This is a genomic window from Limnospira indica PCC 8005, assembly GCF_000973065.1.
Lineage (GTDB): Bacteria > Cyanobacteriota > Cyanobacteriia > Cyanobacteriales > Microcoleaceae > Limnospira > Limnospira fusiformis.
Map to the genome: position 1 here is coordinate 2,794,684 of NZ_FO818640.1, position 21,505 is coordinate 2,816,188.

18 protein-coding genes are annotated in these 21,505 nt (G+C 44.3%); 4 read left to right on the forward strand and 14 right to left on the reverse strand.

The window, feature by feature from the left end; all coding sequences use genetic code 11:
* Window positions 1-140: 140 nt before the first annotated feature.
* Window positions 141-287: a hypothetical protein gene (locus XZ46_RS34250; RefSeq protein ID WP_008050757.1), complete on the reverse strand. Its 147-nt coding sequence runs from the start codon at window positions 285-287 to the stop codon at window positions 141-143.
* A gap of 192 nt (window positions 288-479) precedes the next feature.
* On the opposite strand from XZ46_RS34250, the gene gghA reads away from it, so the two are divergent.
* The 4 genes from gghA (at window position 480) to XZ46_RS12145 (ending at window position 7,029) form a co-directional block, all read left to right on the forward strand.
* On the forward strand, window positions 480-2,987 hold the full coding sequence (gene gghA / locus XZ46_RS12130) for a glucosylglycerol hydrolase (protein WP_006619699.1): 2,508 nt from the start codon (window positions 480-482) through the stop codon (window positions 2,985-2,987).
* 205 nt (window positions 2,988-3,192) lie between these two features.
* Complete coding sequence (locus XZ46_RS12135) at window positions 3,193-3,408, forward strand: DUF7219 family protein (protein WP_006669175.1); 216 nt, start codon at window positions 3,193-3,195, stop codon at window positions 3,406-3,408.
* A gap of 132 nt (window positions 3,409-3,540) precedes the next feature.
* Window positions 3,541-5,358: a polysaccharide biosynthesis/export family protein gene (locus tag XZ46_RS12140; RefSeq protein WP_008050758.1), complete on the forward strand. Its 1,818-nt coding sequence runs from the start codon at window positions 3,541-3,543 to the stop codon at window positions 5,356-5,358.
* Between the two features lie 24 nt (window positions 5,359-5,382).
* Window positions 5,383-7,029, forward strand: coding sequence for an ABC1 kinase family protein (locus tag XZ46_RS12145; protein WP_008050759.1), 1,647 nt, complete (start codon window positions 5,383-5,385; stop codon window positions 7,027-7,029).
* A gap of 6 nt (window positions 7,030-7,035) precedes the next feature.
* Here the strand turns inward: XZ46_RS12145 and XZ46_RS12150 are convergent, their stop codons facing one another.
* The 13 genes from XZ46_RS12150 to XZ46_RS12210 all read right to left on the reverse strand — a co-directional run bounded on the left by XZ46_RS12150 (window position 7,036) and on the right by XZ46_RS12210 (window position 21,416).
* The gene (locus XZ46_RS12150; RefSeq protein WP_006625697.1) at window positions 7,036-7,698 is read right to left on the reverse strand and encodes a Na(+)/H(+) antiporter subunit B; all 663 of its coding nucleotides are present in this window, start codon (window positions 7,696-7,698) and stop codon (window positions 7,036-7,038) included.
* Complete coding sequence (locus XZ46_RS12155) at window positions 7,698-8,327, reverse strand: DUF4040 domain-containing protein (RefSeq protein WP_006625696.1); 630 nt, start codon at window positions 8,325-8,327, stop codon at window positions 7,698-7,700. Before XZ46_RS12155 ends, XZ46_RS12150 begins: the two co-directional genes overlap by 1 nt.
* Complete coding sequence (locus XZ46_RS12160; RefSeq protein ID WP_006669178.1) at window positions 8,317-8,598, reverse strand: monovalent cation/H(+) antiporter subunit G; 282 nt, start codon at window positions 8,596-8,598, stop codon at window positions 8,317-8,319. Before XZ46_RS12160 ends, XZ46_RS12155 begins: the two co-directional genes overlap by 11 nt.
* Window positions 8,599-8,601: 3 nt before the next feature.
* Window positions 8,602-8,862, reverse strand: a complete 261-nt coding sequence (locus tag XZ46_RS12165; protein ID WP_008050762.1) for a hypothetical protein — start codon at window positions 8,860-8,862, stop codon at window positions 8,602-8,604.
* Window positions 8,859-9,257 carry a Na+/H+ antiporter subunit E gene (locus XZ46_RS12170; RefSeq protein WP_006625693.1) on the reverse strand — a complete coding sequence of 133 codons (399 nt, stop codon included), beginning with the start codon at window positions 9,255-9,257 and terminating at the stop codon, window positions 8,859-8,861. The genes XZ46_RS12165 and XZ46_RS12170 overlap by 4 nt, the downstream gene beginning before the upstream one ends.
* Window positions 9,254-10,714 carry a cation:proton antiporter gene (locus XZ46_RS12175; protein ID WP_006625692.1) on the reverse strand — a complete coding sequence of 487 codons (1,461 nt, stop codon included), beginning with the start codon at window positions 10,712-10,714 and terminating at the stop codon, window positions 9,254-9,256. The genes XZ46_RS12170 and XZ46_RS12175 overlap by 4 nt, the downstream gene beginning before the upstream one ends.
* Window positions 10,711-11,049: an NADH-quinone oxidoreductase subunit K gene (locus XZ46_RS12180; protein ID WP_006625691.1), complete on the reverse strand. Its 339-nt coding sequence runs from the start codon at window positions 11,047-11,049 to the stop codon at window positions 10,711-10,713. The genes XZ46_RS12175 and XZ46_RS12180 overlap by 4 nt, the downstream gene beginning before the upstream one ends.
* A gap of 135 nt (window positions 11,050-11,184) precedes the next feature.
* Window positions 11,185-12,645 carry a cation:proton antiporter gene (locus XZ46_RS12185; RefSeq protein ID WP_008050772.1) on the reverse strand — a complete coding sequence of 487 codons (1,461 nt, stop codon included), beginning with the start codon at window positions 12,643-12,645 and terminating at the stop codon, window positions 11,185-11,187.
* A gap of 191 nt (window positions 12,646-12,836) precedes the next feature.
* Window positions 12,837-15,503, reverse strand: coding sequence for a bifunctional acetaldehyde-CoA/alcohol dehydrogenase (gene adhE / locus XZ46_RS12190; RefSeq protein WP_008050776.1), 2,667 nt, complete (start codon window positions 15,501-15,503; stop codon window positions 12,837-12,839).
* Window positions 15,504-15,748: 245 nt separating this feature from the next.
* Window positions 15,749-18,355, reverse strand: coding sequence for an adenylate/guanylate cyclase domain-containing protein (locus XZ46_RS12195; protein WP_008050779.1), 2,607 nt, complete (start codon window positions 18,353-18,355; stop codon window positions 15,749-15,751).
* A 128-nt stretch (window positions 18,356-18,483) separates the two neighbouring features.
* The gene (locus XZ46_RS12200) at window positions 18,484-19,617 is read right to left on the reverse strand and encodes a glycosyltransferase family 4 protein (RefSeq protein ID WP_008050780.1); all 1,134 of its coding nucleotides are present in this window, start codon (window positions 19,615-19,617) and stop codon (window positions 18,484-18,486) included.
* Window positions 19,618-19,719: 102 nt separating this feature from the next.
* The gene (locus tag XZ46_RS12205; protein WP_006669183.1) at window positions 19,720-20,517 is read right to left on the reverse strand and encodes a DUF3153 domain-containing protein; all 798 of its coding nucleotides are present in this window, start codon (window positions 20,515-20,517) and stop codon (window positions 19,720-19,722) included.
* An 83-nt stretch (window positions 20,518-20,600) separates the two neighbouring features.
* Complete coding sequence (locus XZ46_RS12210) at window positions 20,601-21,416, reverse strand: carbohydrate ABC transporter permease (RefSeq protein WP_008050783.1); 816 nt, start codon at window positions 21,414-21,416, stop codon at window positions 20,601-20,603.
* Window positions 21,417-21,505: the final 89 nt, after the last annotated feature.

The following is a 21,505-nucleotide window of genomic DNA, read 5'->3' on the forward strand; positions in this document are numbered from 1 at the left end:
ATGCGATCGCCTGAATTTTCAGGAGTCTCGCGCCATGTTCATTTGCGGTCAACTCCCACGCTAAAATACAGCGCGTCTGTGGGTCAATTTACGAGTTGACTTGCTTGATGAACAGGGATATATAGATTTATTCATGAAAACTATATTGACAACAACAAATTGATGGTTAAGTATGTTAGTGTTAACTTCCCATCAACGCCATACAGTAGGTAGGCTATAATTATGCGATCGCCATCAAACATCAACCACATTTGAGCGATACCGCACCTAATGGTCAATTGAGCCATTGACCTATTACACTTTAACTCTATTACTGGAGCCTAGCCTTCGCAGGTTAACAAAACTTAACCATAGTTAACATCTATCCTAGGGTTGATTCACAAATGGGGGAAGCGATCGCAAATTTAAAACTAACGCTAGAGTCGGAAACCCCTGGGTTAGACTAGAGTTAAATTGTCGAGTCAAGTAGAAAGTTAGTTTTGGTAACCACAACAGAACCCACCATCAAACTGGTAGACGAAGAAACCGAAAATCTGCTAAATTGGGCAGCGACCGTCGAGCATTCCAAAGCCTCCTATTTTGAAAAAGCGCAAATTCTCGCCCAAAAATTAGGAGCGCACTGGCTAGGAGACGGACTCACACAAATCGGATTTTGGACCCCCAAATTAACCTCCCAAGTCATGCGGAGGCTAGAGATTTTCCTAGAGGTACTCACCCCCATAGATGAAATAGACCTGCGGGCAGATCAGCAAGTAGTCCGTTTCCACCGTACCCGACTCAACCTCAAACAACAGGGAGAATATCACTGGGGGGTTGTGGCCGGAATGGAACCCGGAAGCCGAGAGCAAGTCGGATCATTCTATTGGCTGCGCTACATTGACCAAGCCGAAAAACTGCAAGCCATCCGTGACCCCCTAGCCTACTCCCTTCCCTATGGAGTATTCGGACCCGCCGAACTTTACGACATCGAAACCCTACAAGCCCAACGCGCCGACCTAGAATATTTGAGCCGTCGGGGAACCTCCCGCCACCCCACCATTGATCTACATGATGATGATCTCTCCCCCCTACCCAACCCCAGATTAATTCCCAGGGTTCGGGCTCCCAAAAACATTCTGCAACTCCATGTAGGAACCGCCACCGCTGCTGGAACCTTTGAGGGATTAACCAGCCTTTATAGTCGCATTTCCGATAAATTAGCCAAAAATATTCCCCTGACCCCCCTCGAGGAAAACTATATCGGCTATGGTGCTGTCCAACTGCTACCGACAGAACCCCCCATCGAGTTTAGGGATGAATATAGTCCCGAAAGTGAGTTTTTCGCCTTCATGTCAGAAGATGAAGACATTATCGAGATTAATCTTAGCAAACCCGATACCCAGGATTGGGGCTATGATGTGCCAATTTTAGGTTCTTCTACCACAAATCCCGCAATTCTAGGCAGTCGTCGCCCTGATGAGGTAGTGGATTTTATTGCCACATTGCATAATTTCTCTACCGGACCCATTCAGGTGATTTATGACATTGTTTATGGTCATGCTGATAACCAATCAGAATTACTCCTGAATCGTCAGTTCCTAAAAGGGCAGAATATGTATGGTCAGGATTTAAACCACCAACTGCCAACGGTGCGGGCAATTTTGCTAGAAATGCAGCGCCGTAAAATGAATACCGGAGTTGATGGGATTCGCATTGATGGCGGTCAAGATTTCCGCTTTTTTAATCCCTTAACTGGCTTCGTGGAACAGGATGATGCTTATTTGTTAGCCATGAGTGATGTCGTCCAAGATATTGGCGGCTATCAACGGTTACTGTTTACTATTTTTGAAGATGGCAGACCCTGGCCAGAGGAAGGATGGGAGGAAATTTCTACCTATCGAGATCTGATTGAACTGCGCCCCGACTCCTTCCAATGGGGGCCGTTGATTTTTGCTCATAATACCCCCACCTTAAAGGGTTTTTGGGATAGAAAATGGAAACGAGTTTGTGAGGTGATTTATCAGGGAGAAAATTGGATTACGGGTTGCGCTAATCATGATACCGTCCGACGGGGTAATCAGGTTGAGTTAGACCAAGAAATTAATTGGAATTTGGGTAAAACTTGGTCGGAGGTTTTGCATAATGGTTATGATAATCCGGCGGTGACATTGTGGGTATATGGCTTTAGTCCGGGTTTACCCATGGATTTTATTAATGCTACCACCAGAGCCCCCTGGATGTTTTTCCGCAATACTGATGAACGCTATGGCGTGAAAGTTGTTGCCGAAGAAATGGGCTTTTTGGATTGGCAAATCACCCCGGAATTGTATCAGCAAGATTTTGTGTTTTCTCGTTTAAAAAGTTTGGGATTTGAGGACTTAGAAGAACTCAAGCAGTTTGGGAAGGCTTTACAACAGGCGATGATTGATGCTGATTATAGTCTACCCGCTGTGGTAGAGGCTTGTCAGGCTTGTTTTGGCGATTCTGCACAAGAGTGTAAACTTGAATATTTGCAAAAGATTAATCACCCGGAAATGGTGGAGTTTCTCAAGGATCTCGATATTCCGAAACTCAAAGAATTTGCCCTCAAATTTATGGAGGACTGCTACGAAATCTGTAATGTCTCTCACTATGGTGAGGATCTAAATGCTGTGCAAACTAATTTTAATTTGCAGTTGCGTCGCTTCCGACACGATCGCATTTGGTTGCGTCAGAATTTGATGGGAACAGATCAGTTTCACAAAATCGGTGATCAGACTCAGACCGTGTTTTATGGAGTCCGAGGAAACCCTTACCGGGAAGAAGACCAAGTGGTGATGGTGGCCAATATGGGAGGGGAACCAATGACGGTAACCGTGGGAGATTGGCTAGAATTAGACTTATCCGAGTGGAAAGTGGCGATCGCCTCTCCCGGAGTCCAATTAGATGATAACCTAGCTTCCTTGAAGAAATTTGAACTCAAAGATAGTCAAGGTGTCCTGTTAGTACCCCAACAGCCCCAGAAATAACCTGTAGATCATAGCTGAATTGCTACCCATGCTACAGGCATTCCCAGAAATTAATGTTAGGTTGGAGTAGGGACGGTAAACAACAGGGTTGATTTTGACAAGTTCATCCCTGAGAATGTATCTTCTGTTTTCAGGCTGCATATCTGTTGCCGTCCCTAACAATTTCCCAACTTGATCACACATTTTGATTGAACTGGTGGCTATCATGGAACTAAACGACTTTTTGACCCCCCGTTATCCTTATCGAGGATCAGACCAACCCGAAAATATGCTATTTAACGCCAACCTGCAAGAATTTGCTCAACAGGTTAGTTATATTGCCGCTTTGCAAACCAACGGGAAAATGTCCACATTAGAGTCTTATAAAAAAATCAAACAACAGTGGAAGAGACTCAAAAAAACCCATAAACAACTCACGTAGTAGGTCATCATCAATTGACCTACACACAGATAACCGCGATCGCCCTTTGGTAGGGGGAGAGGTGGAAACTAGGGGATATAATCTATACCTAACTAGGCAACCCCTCTCCCTCTGCTACTTACTTATGTATTTATGATTAAATGCCATTATGCCGCCAAACAATATATTTCCCTAACCAGTCTGGGTCTACTCGTCTATGGTGCGATCGCTTTACCTTCCCCCAGTTGGGCTGAAAACCCCACCAATAACCCCCCTCCTCACCTTTCGCAGCTTTCAGCGCCACCAACCCAAGAAGCCCCATATACCTTGGGTGCCGGTGATGTAATCCAAGTATTTATTTTTCCCGTCGAACAATATAGCAGTCAACAAGAAGTATTAGTTGACGGTACAGTTAACCTTCCCCAAGCTGGTAGTATTTCCGTAAGTGGCATGACCTTAGAAGAGGCGGCTAGGGCTATAGGCGATCGCTATGAAAGCGCCAGAGTATTACGAAACCCCAGAGTAACCATCAGCCTCATTACTCCCCGTCCCCTCAGAATAGGCATTTCAGGCGAAATCAACCGCCCCGGTTCCTATACCATGGCGAGGGAAGGTTCCCAATTTCCCACCATTACCCGCGCCCTACAATTAGCCGGAGGTATCACCCAAGCCGCAGACCTGCGACAGGTGCAACTACGACGACCCCAGTTGGGAACATCAGAGCAAATCATCAATCTAAATCTGATGGAACTTCTGCAAACAGGTAGTCTCAGCACCGATATCCGGCTTAGGGATGGAGATGTTATCTATATTCCCACCACCACCGAAATTGACCCAGAAATGGGGCGACAAATTGCTAGGGCTAGTTTTGCTAACAACGAAGCCACCCTAATTGATATTGCCGTATCTGGAGAAGTGCGCCGCCCCGGTCCCTATACCATCCCCAGTCAAGGAGGACCAGGGGGAGTCGCTACCATTACCCAAGCCATTAAGCAAGCTGGAGGAATTCGGCTAATGGCGGATATCAGTCGGGTGCAAATTCGTCGCCTCACCAACCAGGGACAAGAACAAATACTAGAAGTAAACCTAGAACCTATCCTAGACGGGGATAATCTGCAACAGGATATAGTTCTACAAAATGGTGATAGTATCTTCATCCCTGCCTTAGAAACGGCCAATCTGGAACAATTATCTAACCGCCGCGCGGCGAGTTTTGCGGCTGACCAAAGTGAACCTTTAAATATTGCTGTGATTGGGCAAGTATTTCGACCGGGGCCTTATACTGTTACTGGCACTGCTCGCACCGGAGATGCTGGAGTCCCTGGGGCGGCGGGTGGTGGTAGCATCCCCACTGTTACCCGCGCTATTCAGGTGGCGGGAGGGGTTAAACCAGAGGCTGATATTCGACAGGTGGAAATTAGGCGCTCTGATAGTCGTGGGAGTCGCCAAGTGATTACTATTAATCTTTGGGAATTACTGCAAAATGGTGATGCCACCCAGGATACAATATTACAGGAAGGGGACACGGTTTTTGTACCCACAGCTACGGAGATTAACCCCGTGGAAATGGGGGCAATTGCTAACGCTAGTTTCTCCCCAAACAATATTCGTGTTAATGTGGTGGGGGAAGTGCAAAGGTCTGGAGTTGTTCAAATTCCCCCTAATACTCCCTTAAATGAAGCTATACTGACGGCCGGGGGGTTTACCTCTCGCGCCCATCAGTCTTCGGTGGAGTTGATTCGCTTTCGCCCTGATGGTACTGTGGAACAGCGCCGCCTACCAATAGATTTTACTCAGGGAGGTAATTCCCCGAATAATCCTCCTCTCCAAAATAATGATGTGGTGATTGTGGGGCGATCGACCCTGGCGAGTATTTCGGATACAGTAGATACTATCATTACGCCGTTAAATAGAGTGCGATCGCTTTTTGTAGTTCCCAGCGCGTTTATTGATATTTTCAGGAATTACTAAGTCCGTTTTATCCCCGATAAATTTATGTTCTCCATTACTAAAAAAAGCTCCCGAAAACGCGAAATTTTGGAAATTGTTTTCAGCAACGGCTGGGACTATATGCGGGGTTTGTTAGTGGGGGATAAACCAGAAGAACCTCGGCTACCATCTCCTGATGTTTTACGGAATATTTTAATTGAATTGGGTCCGGTTTATGTCAAGTTAGGACAACTTTTATCAACTCGTCCTGATTTGCTACCGGGAAGATATGTTGATGCTTTAACCGATTTACAAGCTAATGTTCCCGCTGTGGCTTGGGGGGATATTGAAACTCAACTTAGACAACAGTTTTCTCAACCTTTAGACCAGATTTTTAGTCGTATTGAAACTGAGGCGGTGGCGGCGGCATCCATTGGACAAATCCATCGCGCTACATTGAAAAATGGCGAAGAAGTTGCCTTGAAAGTACAGCGCCCAGGAATTTCTATTATTGTTGAACAGGATATTGAGTTAATTAAATCCTTGGCGGATTTAGTGGCGATTACTGACTGGGGAGAAGATTATGATATTGTGGCGATCGCTGAGGAATTTACTAGCGCTTTAAAAGCTGAATTAGACTTTACCTCAGAAGCTGAATATACAGACAAATTGCGGCAAAATCTCTCCAAAACTCGGTGGTTTGACCCCGAAAAGTTAATTATTCCCAAAGTTTACTGGGAATTTACAACTCCTAATTTACTGGTATTAGAATGGTTAGATGGTGTACCTTTATTGCTGTCAGAACCTTCTAAGAAACAGACAAATGAGGATGATCCACGCCGGGGAGAAATTACCAGTTTATTATTTCGTGCCTTTTTTCAGCAAATCTATTTAGATGGCTTTTTTCATGCGGACCCCCACCCAGGAAATCTGTTTTATCTTAATGATGGACGGGTAGCTATTTTAGATTGTGGAATGGTGGGAAGGCTAGACCCTCGGACTCAGCAAATTTTAACCGAAATGTTACTAGCAGTTGTGGATATAGATGCTAGACGTTGCGCCCAACTTACCTTAGAATTAGCAGAATCATCGGAATCGGTGCAACTGGGTCGCCTGACTAATGATTATGATAGTATGCTGAGACGATATTATAATCTGAGTCTGGCGGAAATTAATTTTAGTCAGGTATTCTATGAGATTTTGCAGATTTCTCGCAATAATAGAATTCGCCTCCCTAGTAATATGGGATTATATGCTAAAACTTTGGCGAATTTGGAGGGAGTCACCCGCAGTTTTAACCCGGAAGTTAATTTACTCAATGAGATTAAACCATTGATGACGGAGTTATTCCGCAATCAATTGTTAGGAGATAACCCCCTAGAGACTCTGTTAAGGACGGCTTTAGATCTCAAAAGTTTATCATTGCGATCGCCTAGTCAAATTGAACTGTTTTTAGACCGGGTTACTTCCGAAACTCTCAAATGGAATATTAGAATCCCAGAATTAACTAGCCTGAAAAATAGCCTAAATGATGCGGCTAACCGCCTGTCTTTTAGTATTGTACTCGGTTCGTTAATTATGGGGGCGGCGATGATTTCAACTGGGGCGCAAACTCCCCAGTTGTCTCTGATTAGTAATATCCTCTTTGCGGCGGCTTCCCTGGTGGGGTTATGGCTGCTGGTGAGTGTATTGCGATCGGGAAATTTACGGTAAATTAACCTATAATAAGCCCCGATAGCGAATAAAAATTAACACCGCCGCCCAGGACCCCAAAGCCACCTTTAAGGCAACTAAAATATTCAGTAATGGCATAATCCCACCACTGACTAAACTCCCTAATTCACCATGAGGTAATTCTATACCAAACAGAGTAATTACCGCCAATAAAATAAAGATGAGGACGGAAATTTTCTCCCAAATAGATGCCTGCCAACGCTGATAAATTCCCTGCATTAACTCCGGTGGAGAAGTGATCGCAATTAAACCGATCGCCGTCCCTCCTGCTACTCCGGCAGCAAAACCACCCCCAGGGCTAAGATGACCCCTAATGGCTAATTCAATACTCACCAAAGCCGCAATAGTCGCGCCTAGTCGCGCTAAAACAACGGAAGGCTGATCAGTAAATCGATACACTTTACTAAGGGGTTTCTCATTGGCGAGTAAAAAATTACAGCCCATAATTGAGATGGTAAAAACCACTACCTCGAAGATGGTATCATAGAGGCGATTTCTGAAAATGATGCCGGAAACCGCATTAGGTACACCACTATCTTGCACTACTACTTCCACAATGGAAGGACCCAACCATTCATCGATCGGGTTGGCAATCAGCAACATCTTGAGATAAAGTATCACACCCACAGCGACATAAACCCATTTCATTAGTGTTTCTCCCCAGATTCTGTTAAATTAAAATAGTTTAAAATGGTTCGGGATGATGTCAGTTCGGCTTGCATAATGTCATAGAGCCGTTTCAGCCTAGTAGTGGTATAATAGGGTAAAGGTTCCGGTTCTGCCGATTCTGGCGATTCTGGCGATTCTGGTTGATGAGATTTGGTCGGGTAAGGACTGGCAAATATTGAATGTAAAGGCTGGATACAAGTGGCATGAATTTCCTTGGTGACTAAGGCATGATGTAACTCTTCTAAGTCCTTATAAGGTACTAATTCAACCCGCATATAATGTTGGCGAAAAATTCCCCGTAATTCATCGACCAGTTGACCAAAAGGGCGATCGCTTTCCGGCTGTTGTAATTCCTCTTTCAGGACACCCAAACGCATAACCAAAGAAGAACGCACCGCCACCCCATACAGGGTAATTGCCAGCATCGTCCCCACTAATGCTTCAGTTAAGGCTACATCTGCAGCCCCTAAGATCGCATAAACCAAAGCAGCCACAGCACCCAATATACCACGAATTACTAAGGCATGATAGGGGTTAACTTGTAAAACTACCATGGCGGTGGCTAGAGGCATTAACGCCGTGATTAGATAGATAGTATTATCGTTCATCGTCACCTTCACTACTGGAACAGTAAGCTAATACATATCCTAAAACAGTATTCCAAATTGCCAAAGAAATAATGGCAAGAATCAGCAGGGGCCATTCGCTGGGAATTCTCAGTAATAGTCCGAAAACTATGGTCATGGAACCCAAGGTATCAGAGACTGATAAACCATGTAGTTTGAATAATACTGAGCGATCGCCGACTAGGGGAAAAGTTCCCCAAAACCAAAAGACCACCCCAACTAACATCAAAAGGTCACTGAATAAGTTAATCATGATTCACTTAGTTAATACATCACTCATGCGTCTAAGAATTTGAGCCAATAGCATTAAAGACGCATTCCCAACACTGAGAATAATTACCCCAACTACGCCAATCATCCAATCATCTCTTAAAACCGAGACAACTAGAATCATGATCGATGTTTTACTAGCAATACTAGAAAATGCTAACACCTTTTGCCAAATATTATCATCTTGGCAGGCTTCGTAAATAGGAATCATTAAAGCTACCAGCATTATCATTAAAATAGTGTTCATGAATCAGGCCTCCGGCGACGTACCCAATGGACTTCATACCAGCCCTCTTGGTGATATTTTAAAACAATTGTTTTCGGGGTAAAGGTAATGATAAAGATATCTAAAAAAATTAAACCCGGTGTTCTTTGGGGTTTCACTCTTTCCATGGTGATATCTTCATAATTATGGGGTTTTAAGATAATCTCAAAAGCCTCTAGGTAGGCTTGAGGCACTGACCTAATGACTTCCCCAAAAGCCCTTAACCAGTCGTTTAAAGCCGCCTTAGAGGGGCTACGACCGGGTAATAATAAACACACACTCACCCCGATAATGATATTAGCTAAACTCAGGTCAGCAGTAATCAGAAACCAAATAGCTAATCGCAGAATTAAGTTGAGAGACAGATATTTAATCATGCTATACCCACCGCGAAAATAAACCAAAAGAGCACTGTTAACATGATGGTCATTCCACCAATAATATGTTCCAGCTTTTCCCAGGATCTGGACAGGTTCACTACTAAGTCTTTAAACAGCACAAAATAAGCCAACCATCCGACACTTATAGTTACCAGAGATTTGACAATATTATCAATGGTGTAAACTGATTGATAATAGAAAAAGTTAGCCAAAATCAGCCCCCCCAGCAGAATTACCATGGCTGGTAATAACCCCCGTTGCTTTTCTTCAGTTTCTGGGGTTGCTGGTAGTTGAGTATGGGGAATAAAGATGAATTTAGCAAAGTATATGGTTGTTCCTATGGCGGCTATATTAAGGATGATTTCTTGCCAAGACCACAGATTTTTAAAGGTGATAATCTTCGCACCAAAGCCAGACAGTAAAGGGAAACCAGAGACAGACAAACTAGCTATCAATAATGGTATCCAAACTGAGGTATTAATGGGCTGCGCCTGTAGTTGCTTAAAGCTGCGACTAGGTAAACTTCCAGCTATTAAGAATAAAGCTGATTTAACCAAGCCGTGGGTGAGGGCATAAAAACCGCCAACTACTGGGGCGGCAAGAACAAATCCTAACTGGGAAATGGTGCTAAAAGCTAGGGTTAGCTTGGTGTCTTTTTGAAAAACTGCATAAACCACACCGAAAATGGCGGTGCTGATACCAAAGATTCTTAGCACTGGGTCAATCTCTGGTACAATTAGGGCGCAACGAATTAGGGGAAAGACTCCGGCTTTGACTACGACTCCTGAGAGAAGGGCGGAAACGGGGGTTTCCGATTCGGAGTGGGTTAGCGGTAGCCATAACCCAGAGACAAACACGCCACCTTTGACTAATAGTGCCATTAAGATTAGGGCTATGGCTTCTGGAGGTGAAGTCCGTAAGCCACTAAAGGCAAAGGAATGATCGGCTTGGTAGACAAGACCGACCCCGATCAGGTAGAATAGCATGGCGGTGTTGCTCACAAATAGATAGCGTAGGGCTATCCAAATTGAGCGATCGCTACGAGGGTAGGAAATTAACAGGAAAACTGCGATTCCTAAAACCTCTAGGGCTACATACAGGCTAAGAAAATCCTGACAAACAAATGTGGCATTAACACTGCCATGTAAAATCATTGTCTGGGCATAAAAAAAAGCGACTTTCTCCCGGTTCCAACAGTAAAAAATCACTGCAGTTGTGACTAGGGCGTTGGTCACAATCAAGTAGCCACTTTGTTGATCAACTAATAGTTGAACACCGAAGTTATCTAGTAGTTTGATTGGCAAATCTGTATCATTTAACAGAACCTGCAACCCATAAGCTAGGGAACAAAGGGCTGCCAAAACAGCTAGATAGCGATCGAATTTGGGAAGTAAATAGATACTGAACCCGATAAACATTGGTAATGCTATCAATGCGATCGTAATATTGGTCATGGGGTATTGTTCTTTTCGATCTCGTCGGTTTCTAGGGTGGGGTTATCGCGGGCTAACTTCATGACACCAACCAGCATTAATGCTTGGACGGAAAAGCCAATTACGATCGCTGTCAAAATCACCGCCTGTGGCACGGGGTCGGCATAATTGCCATTATCTCTGGCATTACCGATAATCGGCGTAAAAAAGCCATCTCGGGAGGCGATAAGTACATAATAGGCGATTACCCCTGTACTCATCACATCCATGGAGATAATTTTCATCATCAGGTTCTTTTTGAGAATGATGCCGAAAAATCCGAACATCACGGAGGCGAATACTAACGACTCTAACACAATGATCTGTCAGCTAAAGGAGTTGGTTAATTATATGTAAAGCATACACTATTTCCGCAAAAAACAAAATATCTTTTTGGGAATTTTGGCAAAATTTTAGTTAGCCAAAATGCTCGGGTTTATCATGGCAAAAATTTAGGAAATTTTTAACCACACAACCAGCCAAAATATACCAGTTAAACTCAGAGTCATGACCCCAATCAGATGGTCTAATTTTTCCCAAGTTTTCGGGAGGTTAATTAGGGAGTTTTTGAAAATCATAAAATAGGCTAACCAACCCACCCCAATAGTAGCTAAAGCCTTAGTAATCTTCTCGACGGTATAGGTAGACTCGTAGTAGGGAAGATTAGCGAAAATTAAGGCAATAAACAGAATACATATAGCTGGCAGTAATGCCACTTTTTGAGAGTCAAATTTTTCGGAGGCGGCGGACTGTTCGTGGGGAATAAAGATAAATTTGGCAAAATAGATGACGGTTCCCACTGAGGCAATATTGAGAGCGATATCTTCCCAGGCTGACAAGTCTTTAAAAACGAGGGCTTTTGCTGAAAAAATAGATAACAGGGGGAAACCAGATATAGATAAACTAGCCAGGAGTAGAATTAGCCAGAGGAAAGTGGTAATCGGCTGCTGGTGCAGTTGTTTAAAGTCGCGACTAGGTAGACTTCCTTCTATGAGGAATAAAGCTGATTTAACTAAGCCGTGAGTGAGAGCATAAAAACTTCCGGCGACGGGGGCGACAATCATCAAACCTAATTGGGAAATACTACTAAAAGCGAGGGTGCGTTTGGTGTCTTGTTCAAAAATGGCATAAATTGCACCTAACAAGGCGGCGGCTACCCCAAAGATGCTTAGAACTGGGCTAAATTCGGGTAGAATTAAAGCTAAACGTACTAAGGGAAAAACTCCGGCTTTGGTGACAATTCCTGAGAGAAGGGCGGAAACAGGGGTTTCTGATTCAGCATAGGTCATGGGTAGCCATAACCCTGAGACGAAGATACCACCCTTGGCTAATAAACCCATGAAGATTAGGGATATAGCCTCTGGAGAGGAACCCCGTAAGCCAGCAAAAGCAAAGGAATGATGGGCTTGGTAGACAAGGGCGACCCCTACCAGGTAGAATAGCATGGCGGTATTGCTAACAAATAGATAGCGTAAGCCTACCCAAATTGAGCGATCGCTGCGAGGATAAGCAATTAATAAAAAAACGCCTATTGCTAAGACTTCTAAAGCCACATATAGACTAATAAAGTCCTGGGACATAAAAATTGAGTTAAGGCTGCTATGAACAATTAATATCTGAGTAAAAAACAAGCCAGTAATCCGGGACTGCCAACAGTAGACAATCACTGCCATAGTGACTAAGGCATTGGTCAAGATTAAGTAGCCACTATTCTGATCAATTAATAATTGAACTCCAAAGTTATTCAATAATTGAATATTCAGGTTGGGGGGTTCTAAGATAACCCATAACCCGTAAGCAAAAGACATCAGGACAACCGCCATAGCCGAATAGCGATCGATTTTGGGGAATAGATAAATGCAAAATCCTACCAAAATTGGCAGTAATATCAAGACGATGGTGATATAGGTCATGGGCTGTTATGGTCATCCAGATAATTACTCAAATCAGGTTCTTAGTGAGAATCTAATATTCGGATTATACATGATAGACACCAAAATATTTATGGCTATGCTGGCCCCCATTTGAGCAAAAAAAAGAGGCGATCTGATCTAGTCAGAAACTCGCCTCTCAAATGGGCTTCAATTTATAGGTAACTCACAACCTATTCACCCATCATAACTGGTTCCGGGCCAAAAGTCGGAAATACAGTTTTGCCATTATTTTCGGTAGCGACGACTGGATGCCCATAATAGGCATCAATAATCAGTTGTTTGAGATCCTCAATTAAGGGATAGCGAGGATTGGCCCCTGTACACTGATCATCAAAGGCTTGATCTGCGACTTCATCAACCTTAGCCAAAAACTCGGCTTCGCTTTCTTTAACGACTTCTTTCATGGCTTTAGGAATTCCTACCTTATGCTTGAGTTCTTCAATAGCCAAAATTAGGCGATCGATTTTTTCATCATCAGTATTTCCGCCCAAATTCAAATAATCCGCGACGCGAGCATAACGCCATTTAGTGTTAGGATATTTGTATTGGGAGAAAGTGGCTTGTTTGAAGGGTGCATCAGTAGCATTGTAGCGAATTATATAGCTAATCATTAAGGCATTCGCTAAACCGTGGGGAATGTGGAATGTCCCCCCTAATTGGTGGGCAATAGAATGGCAAATACCCAAGAAACCATTAGCAAAAGCCATCCCGGCCATGGTAGAGGCATAGTGCATTTTTTCCCGCGCTTTCGGGTCATTCGCGCCATTGTTATAGGAACTAGGTAGATACTTGAAAATCAGCCGAATTGCTTCTAAAGCCATACCATTGGTGTATTCGGAAGCCAACACGGAAACAAAGGCTTCTATGGCGTGAGTTAAGGCATCAATACCCCCAAAAGCGGTTAAACTTTTTGGCATATTTAAGACCAATTCGGGGTCAACGATCGCAATATTAGGAGTCAAGGCATAATCTGCCAAAGGATACTTAATATTATTGCGGCGATCGGTAACCACAGCAAAGGGTGTCACCTCGGATCCAGTTCCCGAAGTAGTAGGAATTGCTACCATTACTGCTTTTTCTCCCAGCGGCGGCAAATCATAGACCCGTTTACGGATATCCATAAATCGCATCGCCAAACCTTCAAACTCAATATCTGGATGTTCATACATGAGCCACATAATCTTAGCAGCATCCATAGGCGACCCACCACCAATGGCAATAATGACATCGGGTTCAAAGGTATTCATGAGAGTTAAACCCCGTTGTACGGTATCCAAAGACGGGTCAGGTTCAACATCATAAAAAACGTCATATTTCACCCCGATTTCTTCGAGAACTTCCTCAAGAGATGCGGTAATTCCCAAATTAAACAAAGGCTTATCAGTGACAATAAAAGCCCGTTTTTTACCCGCCAACTCTCGCAAAGCGACGGGTAGGGAACCATACTTGAAATAGATTTTGGGAGGGACTCGGAACCACAGCATATTTTCCCGTCGTTCGGCAACGGTTTTAATATTCAACAGGTGAGTAGGTTCGACGTTTTCACTAATGGAATTACCGCCCCAAGTTCCACAACCCAGAGTTAAAGAAGGGTCAAGACGGAAGTTATACAAATCTCCGATCGCCCCTTGAGATGAAGGGGTATTAATTAACACCCGCGCGGTTTGTACCTTACCCTCAAAGGCATTAATATGATCAGTATTATTAGGGGAAGTATACAAAGCGGCGGTGTGACCACGACCTCCCAACTGTACCAAACGTTCAGCTTTCAGAACGGCATCCTCAAAATCTTTCGCCCGATACATAACCAAAACCGGCGATAGTTTTTCATGGGCGAAGGGGTCATCATCATCAATATCTGGTCGTTCGCCGATAATCACACGGGTATTATCAGGAAGACTTAGCCCCGCCATTCCTCCCAATTTATTAACAGTTTGACCGACAATTTCGGGGTTAAGATGACCGTCTACAAAAATCACCTTCGCCATGCGATCGGTTTCTTCTGGGGTGAGGAAATAAGCACCACGGGAGAGAAATTCCTCCCGTACCTGGTCATAAATAGAATCAACGACAATTACAGACTGTTCACTAGCACAAATCATGCCATTGTCAAAAGTTTTACTGAGGATAATCGAAGATACCGCCATTTTAATATGAGCAGAATCATCAATTAAAGCCGGAGTATTCCCCGCACCAACACCTAAAGAGGGTCGCCCGGAAGAATAAGCAGCCCGCACCATTCCCGGACCCCCTGTAGCCAGTATCAGTTTAACATCTTGATGCTGCATCAACGCCTGAGATAGGGGAACTGTCGGTTCATCAATCCAACCAATAATATCTTCGGGCGCACCGGCTTCAACGGCTGCTTCCAGAATAATACGCGCCGCCTCATTAGTACATTTTTGGGCGCGGGGGTGGGGTGAAAAAATAATCCCATTGCGAGTTTTTAAGGCAATTAAAGCCTTAAAAATAGCGGTAGAGGTGGGATTAGTAGTGGGGACAATACCTGCTAAGATGCCCACAGGTTCGGCGATTTTTTGGAATCCGAAGGATTTATCGGATTCAATAACACCACAGGTTTTGGTGTTTTTATACTTGTTATAGATGATTTCTGAGGCGAAGTGATTTTTAATCACCTTATCCTCAACTACCCCCATACCGGTTTCTTCGACGGCTATTTTAGCTAGAGGTATACGCGCAGCATTAGCGGCTAGGGCTGCTTTCTTAAAAATGTAGTCTACCTGTTCTTGAGTGAAGCCAGAGAATTTTTGCTGGGCTACTTTTACCCGCGCAATCAAGTTCTCTAATTCTTCGATATTGGTCACTCGATTAACCATGAAAATACCTCAGATAGGACTATTACCCAACTATGTACAGGGTCTTAGGCTGACCCATGCAGTACAGTAGTGGCTCAAAGATTTTGACTATCAGACAGTATAGCGCTTGTTTGTGATTTGTGTAGGTAGCATCTGCTCAAACATCAAGTTTGCTTGACTCCCCTACCGTTGATTATAGCCAAAGGGTGTATCCCATGATACATAATCAATCAATAATAATGAATTATTGAATCATTAATTATTAATTATTTAGTTGTCATAGTATGGATACCATCCCAGTCGGGGGGTGGGGGATTTTGTAAATAATTCTGGGCGCGACCGATGTGAATTTCGACAGCCCTATCATCCGATCGCATTTTTTGAGCTACTTCAAAATGCTGAATAGCCAAAGCAAAATCCCTAGCCAAATAAGCCTGTCGTCCCAGGTTATAATAGCCCAAAAAATCGACCAATTTATCATCTAAAGCCTGAGATTTTGAGGCAATCAACTCATAAATATTAACGGCATTATTTTTACCTTTCACCCGGACTTTATCCAACTCTCTCACCCAAATGCGATCGCCACACAAATGATAAGTCATCTCACTTAAAATAATATCACAGCCATACAATTTAGTCAGTTGTTCCAAGCGGGAACTCAAATTAACCCCATCGCCAATCACAGTATAATCCATCCGTTTTTGAGAGCCAATATTTCCCGATACGACTTCTCCGGAACTCATACCAATACCAATTTTAATTTGAGGTTCATTAGGTCGAGACTCATTAAAATCTTTCAACCGTTTTCGCATATCCAAAGCGGACTTAACCGCCATCCAAGCATGATTATCTCTGAGGGGAAGAGGCGCACCAAACACAGCCATAAGTGCATCCCCGATAAACTTATCCAAAGTTCCCTCATGGGAAAAAACGGCTTCGACCATAGTTTCAAAATATTGATTTAACAACGCGACGACATCAGAGGCTTCCAAATTTTCAGTTAAGGTGGTATAGCCACGAATATCAGAAAATAGAATAGTTACTTCTTTCCTTTCCCCAATCATCAAAGCATCTTCTCCCAAAGCCATAACCCGTTCAGCCACTCCGGGAGTCATATAGCGATACATGGTAGTTTTCATACGTTTTTCGCGGCTAATATCTTCCAAAACCACCAAACCACCCCGGACACCACCTTCGGGGTTAGTCAAAGGATTAACAGTCAAATTAATGCTACGTTCTAGCTGTCGAATTTCGGAAGCGATCGCCTCATTATCAGCCAAAGCATTGCCATCCAAAGGCTGATATTCTTGACCCCAAACATGATAAATATCTGGTTTTTTCTCATCAGGAACCACCAAAATGGGGATGGGTGTTGTATCTCCAAATTCCCCAACTATCATTTCGACTAATCCTACAGTTAAACTTTGTTCGGGGACAAAATGGCGGGCGGCAAATTTGAGACTATCCTCAAGACGCAATTGCAAATTTTCAATAGGAAGAACATCCCAGATATATTGTCCGCTAAGTTGAGATTCCCAATATTCGCGAATTTGTCGATGGCGGGGACGGTGACGGGGACAGCCGAGCAATTCTAAAGCGGCATCATTAATGGTAACAATGCGACCTTGTAAATCGGTAGAAATAACCACATCTGAGAGACTTTGGAGAATATCTTTTTGATACTGTTTCTCCACCATGACATTTTCAAACAGTTGGGCATTTTGCAAAGCAATACCCGCCTGAGCATTAAAAGCCCGCAGAAATTCCTCATCAGAATCGGTGAAACTGCCTTTATGTTTATTAATTAACTGAGTGACACCAATCAGCTCACCCTTAGCGTTGTAAACTGGCATACAGAGAATATTACGAGTGCGATAGCCAGTTTTGCGATCGGTTGTCGGGTCAAAGCGGGGGTCTGCATAAGCATTGGTAATATTTAGCACTTGACCTGTGGAAGCCACATAACCCGCAATTCCTTTATTAGCGGGAATGCGAATTTCCATCATGGTTTTACCATCAGCCTTAGCTACTTTAGTCCAGAGTTCCTCGGTTTCTTTTTTGAGTAGGAAAATGGTACTGCGATCGGCTTGCATTAGGTCTCTCGCCTGTTCCATTACGGATAACAAAGTAGTTTCGAGATCTAAACTTTGACCGAGGGTAGTGGTAGCCTTGAGGAGGGCTGCTACACCTCGCTGGTTACGGGCGGCCACAAAAAATGATTGACAGCTTTCGAGGATAATGCCAATAGAATCAGCAAAGGAGCGAAATTGCTGTTCGTCTTCCTCGGTAAAAGGGCGATCGCCTGCTTTATTGAGGAGTCGCACCACGGCGACGGCCTCTTGAGGATTTTGGGTGCTAAAAATGGGCATACAGAGAATGCTGCGCGCTTCGTACCCTGATGGTTGATCAATAGCGGGGTCGAAGAACTCATGGGTTTGAGCATCAGTGATATTGAGGGCTTCTCCGGTACAGGCGACATGGCCAAGAATACCCACATCCATAGGTAGGCGAATTTCCTCGGTATGTTTAGAGTCGGAGTTCCCCTCGCCGTCAGTTTCGTTGTTTTCGGGAGAGGTTTTGTACCAAAGCTGACCCTTGCTGCGATTAATCAAAAAAATGGTAGTGCGATCGGCTTCTAAGATTTGTCCGATTTTGAGAGTAAAGGCATCGAGAAGCTGTTCGAGGAGGGTTTCGATCGCTTCATTGTTAATCAGTTCGATAGCTCGGAGAAATTGTTGAAATTCTGCGGTAATGAAATCGAGAATACAAATAAACTCTCCCATTGGCAGATTTTTTACACGATCTGCCAACAAGCCCATGCGATTAACTTGAGTCAATGTAGCCAGAATGCTACCTGCGTGGGAAACTGTCATGGGTCGGGGTTAAATTGACAAAGGACTCCATCTGAACGGTTGATCCCCCGATTCAGTAGCCTAAAAAGGAAGAAGCAAGGAACAGCGATAATCCATTCCTTGTCTCAAGTCTACGGGTTTCCTCTCAACTAGGCAACAGAGGGCAGTGATTGACGAGTCAAAATATTTTGATAATAGCGCCTCAGTTGGCTAGTGGCCGCAGCCCACCCCCAGCGTTCGGCTTCTAATCGAGCATTTTGTCGCAACCTTTCCCGCTCATCACTATGGGATAACAGTCTACTGGTGGCTTTGATGGCTCCTTGTTCATCCTTGGGGTCAAACAGATAGCCATTTACTCCGTCAGTGACAATATCGGGAATTCCCCCAGACCGCGCGGCTACTACGGGGGTTCCTGCCGCCATAGCCTCGAGGAGGACTAAACCTAGGGTTTCTGTCCGGGAAGGGAAAATGAAGGCATCAGCGCAGGCGTAAGCGGCCGCTAATTGTTCTCCCCGCAGATAACCCACGAAGTTGGTGGGAGTTCCGGCGAAATGTTGTTCTAGGTTTTCTCGGTTCGGACCATCTCCGACTAGAGCTAGACGGGCGTTGGGTATTGCTGCTAGAATAGGTTTAATGCGATCGATTTCTTTTTCGGCTCCTAGTCTCCCCACATACAACAGTAGGGTATCGTCTGGGTTTCCCATACTGAGGCTCGCGCGCATTTCTTTAGTGGCTTTGTGGGGCTGGAACAGTTCTGTATCCACCCCCCTCTGCCATAGGTCTACCCGTTCAATGCCATGATTGCGTAATTCCTCAACCATAGCTGTGGAGGTACACAGGTTTAACATAGCCTGATTATGGGCTGTACGCAATAACCCCCACAGGAATTCCTCCAGCATTCCTAAGCCGTAGTGGTGCAGGTATTGGGGTAGATGGGTATGGTAGGAGGCTACTAACCCGACGTTGAGTTTTTTACCATAATATAAGCCACTTAATCCTAATACAGCCGGGTTAGCCACATGGATAATATCTGGTTTAAATTCGGCTAATTTTGCCCCAATTCCCGGATGAGGAAGACCGATTTTGAGTTCGGGATACATAGGGAGAGGAAATCCATCTACACCGTAGATTTGACAGCCTTTATATTCGGTTAATCCACCTTCTGGAGAAACTATTAGCACCTCATCACCTAGGCGATTTAGTTGTTCGGCGGTATGACATAAACGGGTAACAATCCCATCTATTTTCGGTAAAAATGTTTCAGTAAAAAGGGCGATTCTCATAAAAAGTTAGCGCGGCTTGTCAAATATTTGGGAGGGCTTTAGAGACCATAAAAAACGAGTCTTTAAAACTACAGTCATCACCATAGTAAAATTTACCCAGTTTTAGCTATCCGAGGTAAGGGGTTGATTATTATTGGCGGCTGGTGTGACAGTCGGTGATAACAGTCGATACTTCAGCAGGAAGCCAAAATATGCGAAAACGGCAATGATAGCTGTACCAATACCTACAGGACTAGGAACCCAGAAAATGGCTTCGAGTCGGTTAATCTCTCCAGGTTTGAGAGTCCATACTACCAACTTGCCGTTTTCTTCTGTGGTCGGGTTGGAGTCAGAGTCGGGGTTGCCGTCTCCTATGACCCGCGCCCCCCAAGGAGTAATCAGCCTAAATTCTAGGTCGATCAGGTTTTCGGCCCCAACAATAACGTTATCCTCGCTGGCTACTAGGGCTAGGGATGTTAGGTCTAATTCTAGGTTAATCCGATTACGCAGAGCAAATATTAAGTTATTTTGCTTTAAACGCAAATCTGAGGCAAATTGTGGTAGTTGCCCTTCTGTAGCCGGAAGCGATCGGCTAGAGGGGGGGGTCATGGGGTTAAAAAAGGCGCTAAATTTTTTCTGCAAATCTGCCCCATTGTCAAAGGGGATAGTAACTTCAATCTCCTGATTGGACAATTGTTTAGCTTTACCGTTGAGAAGTTTGGCGCGACGACGCAGACTCGGAAGCCACTCATCTAAAGCGTCAGATCCGAAGTTAGTCACTCCTTCGGCTAACCGGATATGCTGGACAATTTTGCCGTGGGTCTGATCAGAAAATTCAATCCCTATATCGGAGTGAACACATCCCCCCAGCATCAGGGAAACTAAACAACTGATGATCAGAACTCGCAATCGTTTCAACATCCAACTTGGCCTCACCAGAAAATCGGCTGCTCATCTGTTTCTCATCAAACCCGATCGCCAAACCATTGTCAATTGCTGAGGGGTTAATTTTTAATTCCTGTGGTAGCAATACCTCGGATGAACTGTCGCTGACCCAACAGGAATAAGATCACCACGGGGACAGTGGCAATAACTACGGCGGCCATTAGTAGTTGCCAACTGCTGGTAAACTGTTCCTGAAATTCGGCTAAAGCTAGTTGTACGGTTCTTAACTCAGGTCTGGTGGTAAATACCAGGGGCTTGAATAAATCATTCCATTCGCCAATGAAGGTAAATAGAAACAGGGTTACTAGGGCAGGACGGGCTAGGGGTAGCATAATTTGGGTGAGAATTTGCCAGCGGTTGGCCCCGTCAATGGTGGCCGCTTCCTCTAAGGCTACGGGAATGGTGATGAAATATTGGCGTAACAGAAAAATCCCGAAGCCGTTGACGGCTGTGGGTAGGATTAAAGCCCAGTAGGAGTTGAGTAAATGACCCCATTTGAGGACGAGAAAAATGGGAACGACTAATAATTGAAAGGGAATGACTAAAGTCGCTAACACTACTAAAACGATCGCCTGGCGGCCGCGAAATTTGAGTCGCGCTAAGGCATAACCCGCTAAGGCTGAGGTGATCACCTGAAAGGCGGTTACAGATAAGGCGACAAAGGTGGAATTGGCGAAGGCTAACAGAAAGCTACCCCGCTGCCATGCCTCTTGGTAGTTTTTCAGGGTAAGCTGAGAACTATCGACGGCACTAGGTTCTGATAGGGAGGATCCTACCACAATCACTAGAGGCAGCAGGACAATTCCCGCCCCCACCAGTAACAACAACAGGGTCAGTACCTGAAAAAAAGTAGTCCAGTTTACAGATTTTTTCATAAAGTTGAGTTATAAGGCGATCGCTAATTGGATTAAGATAAACTTATCAAAAATGCTATGATCATTAAGTTTAACTGGGTAGGTCAGGA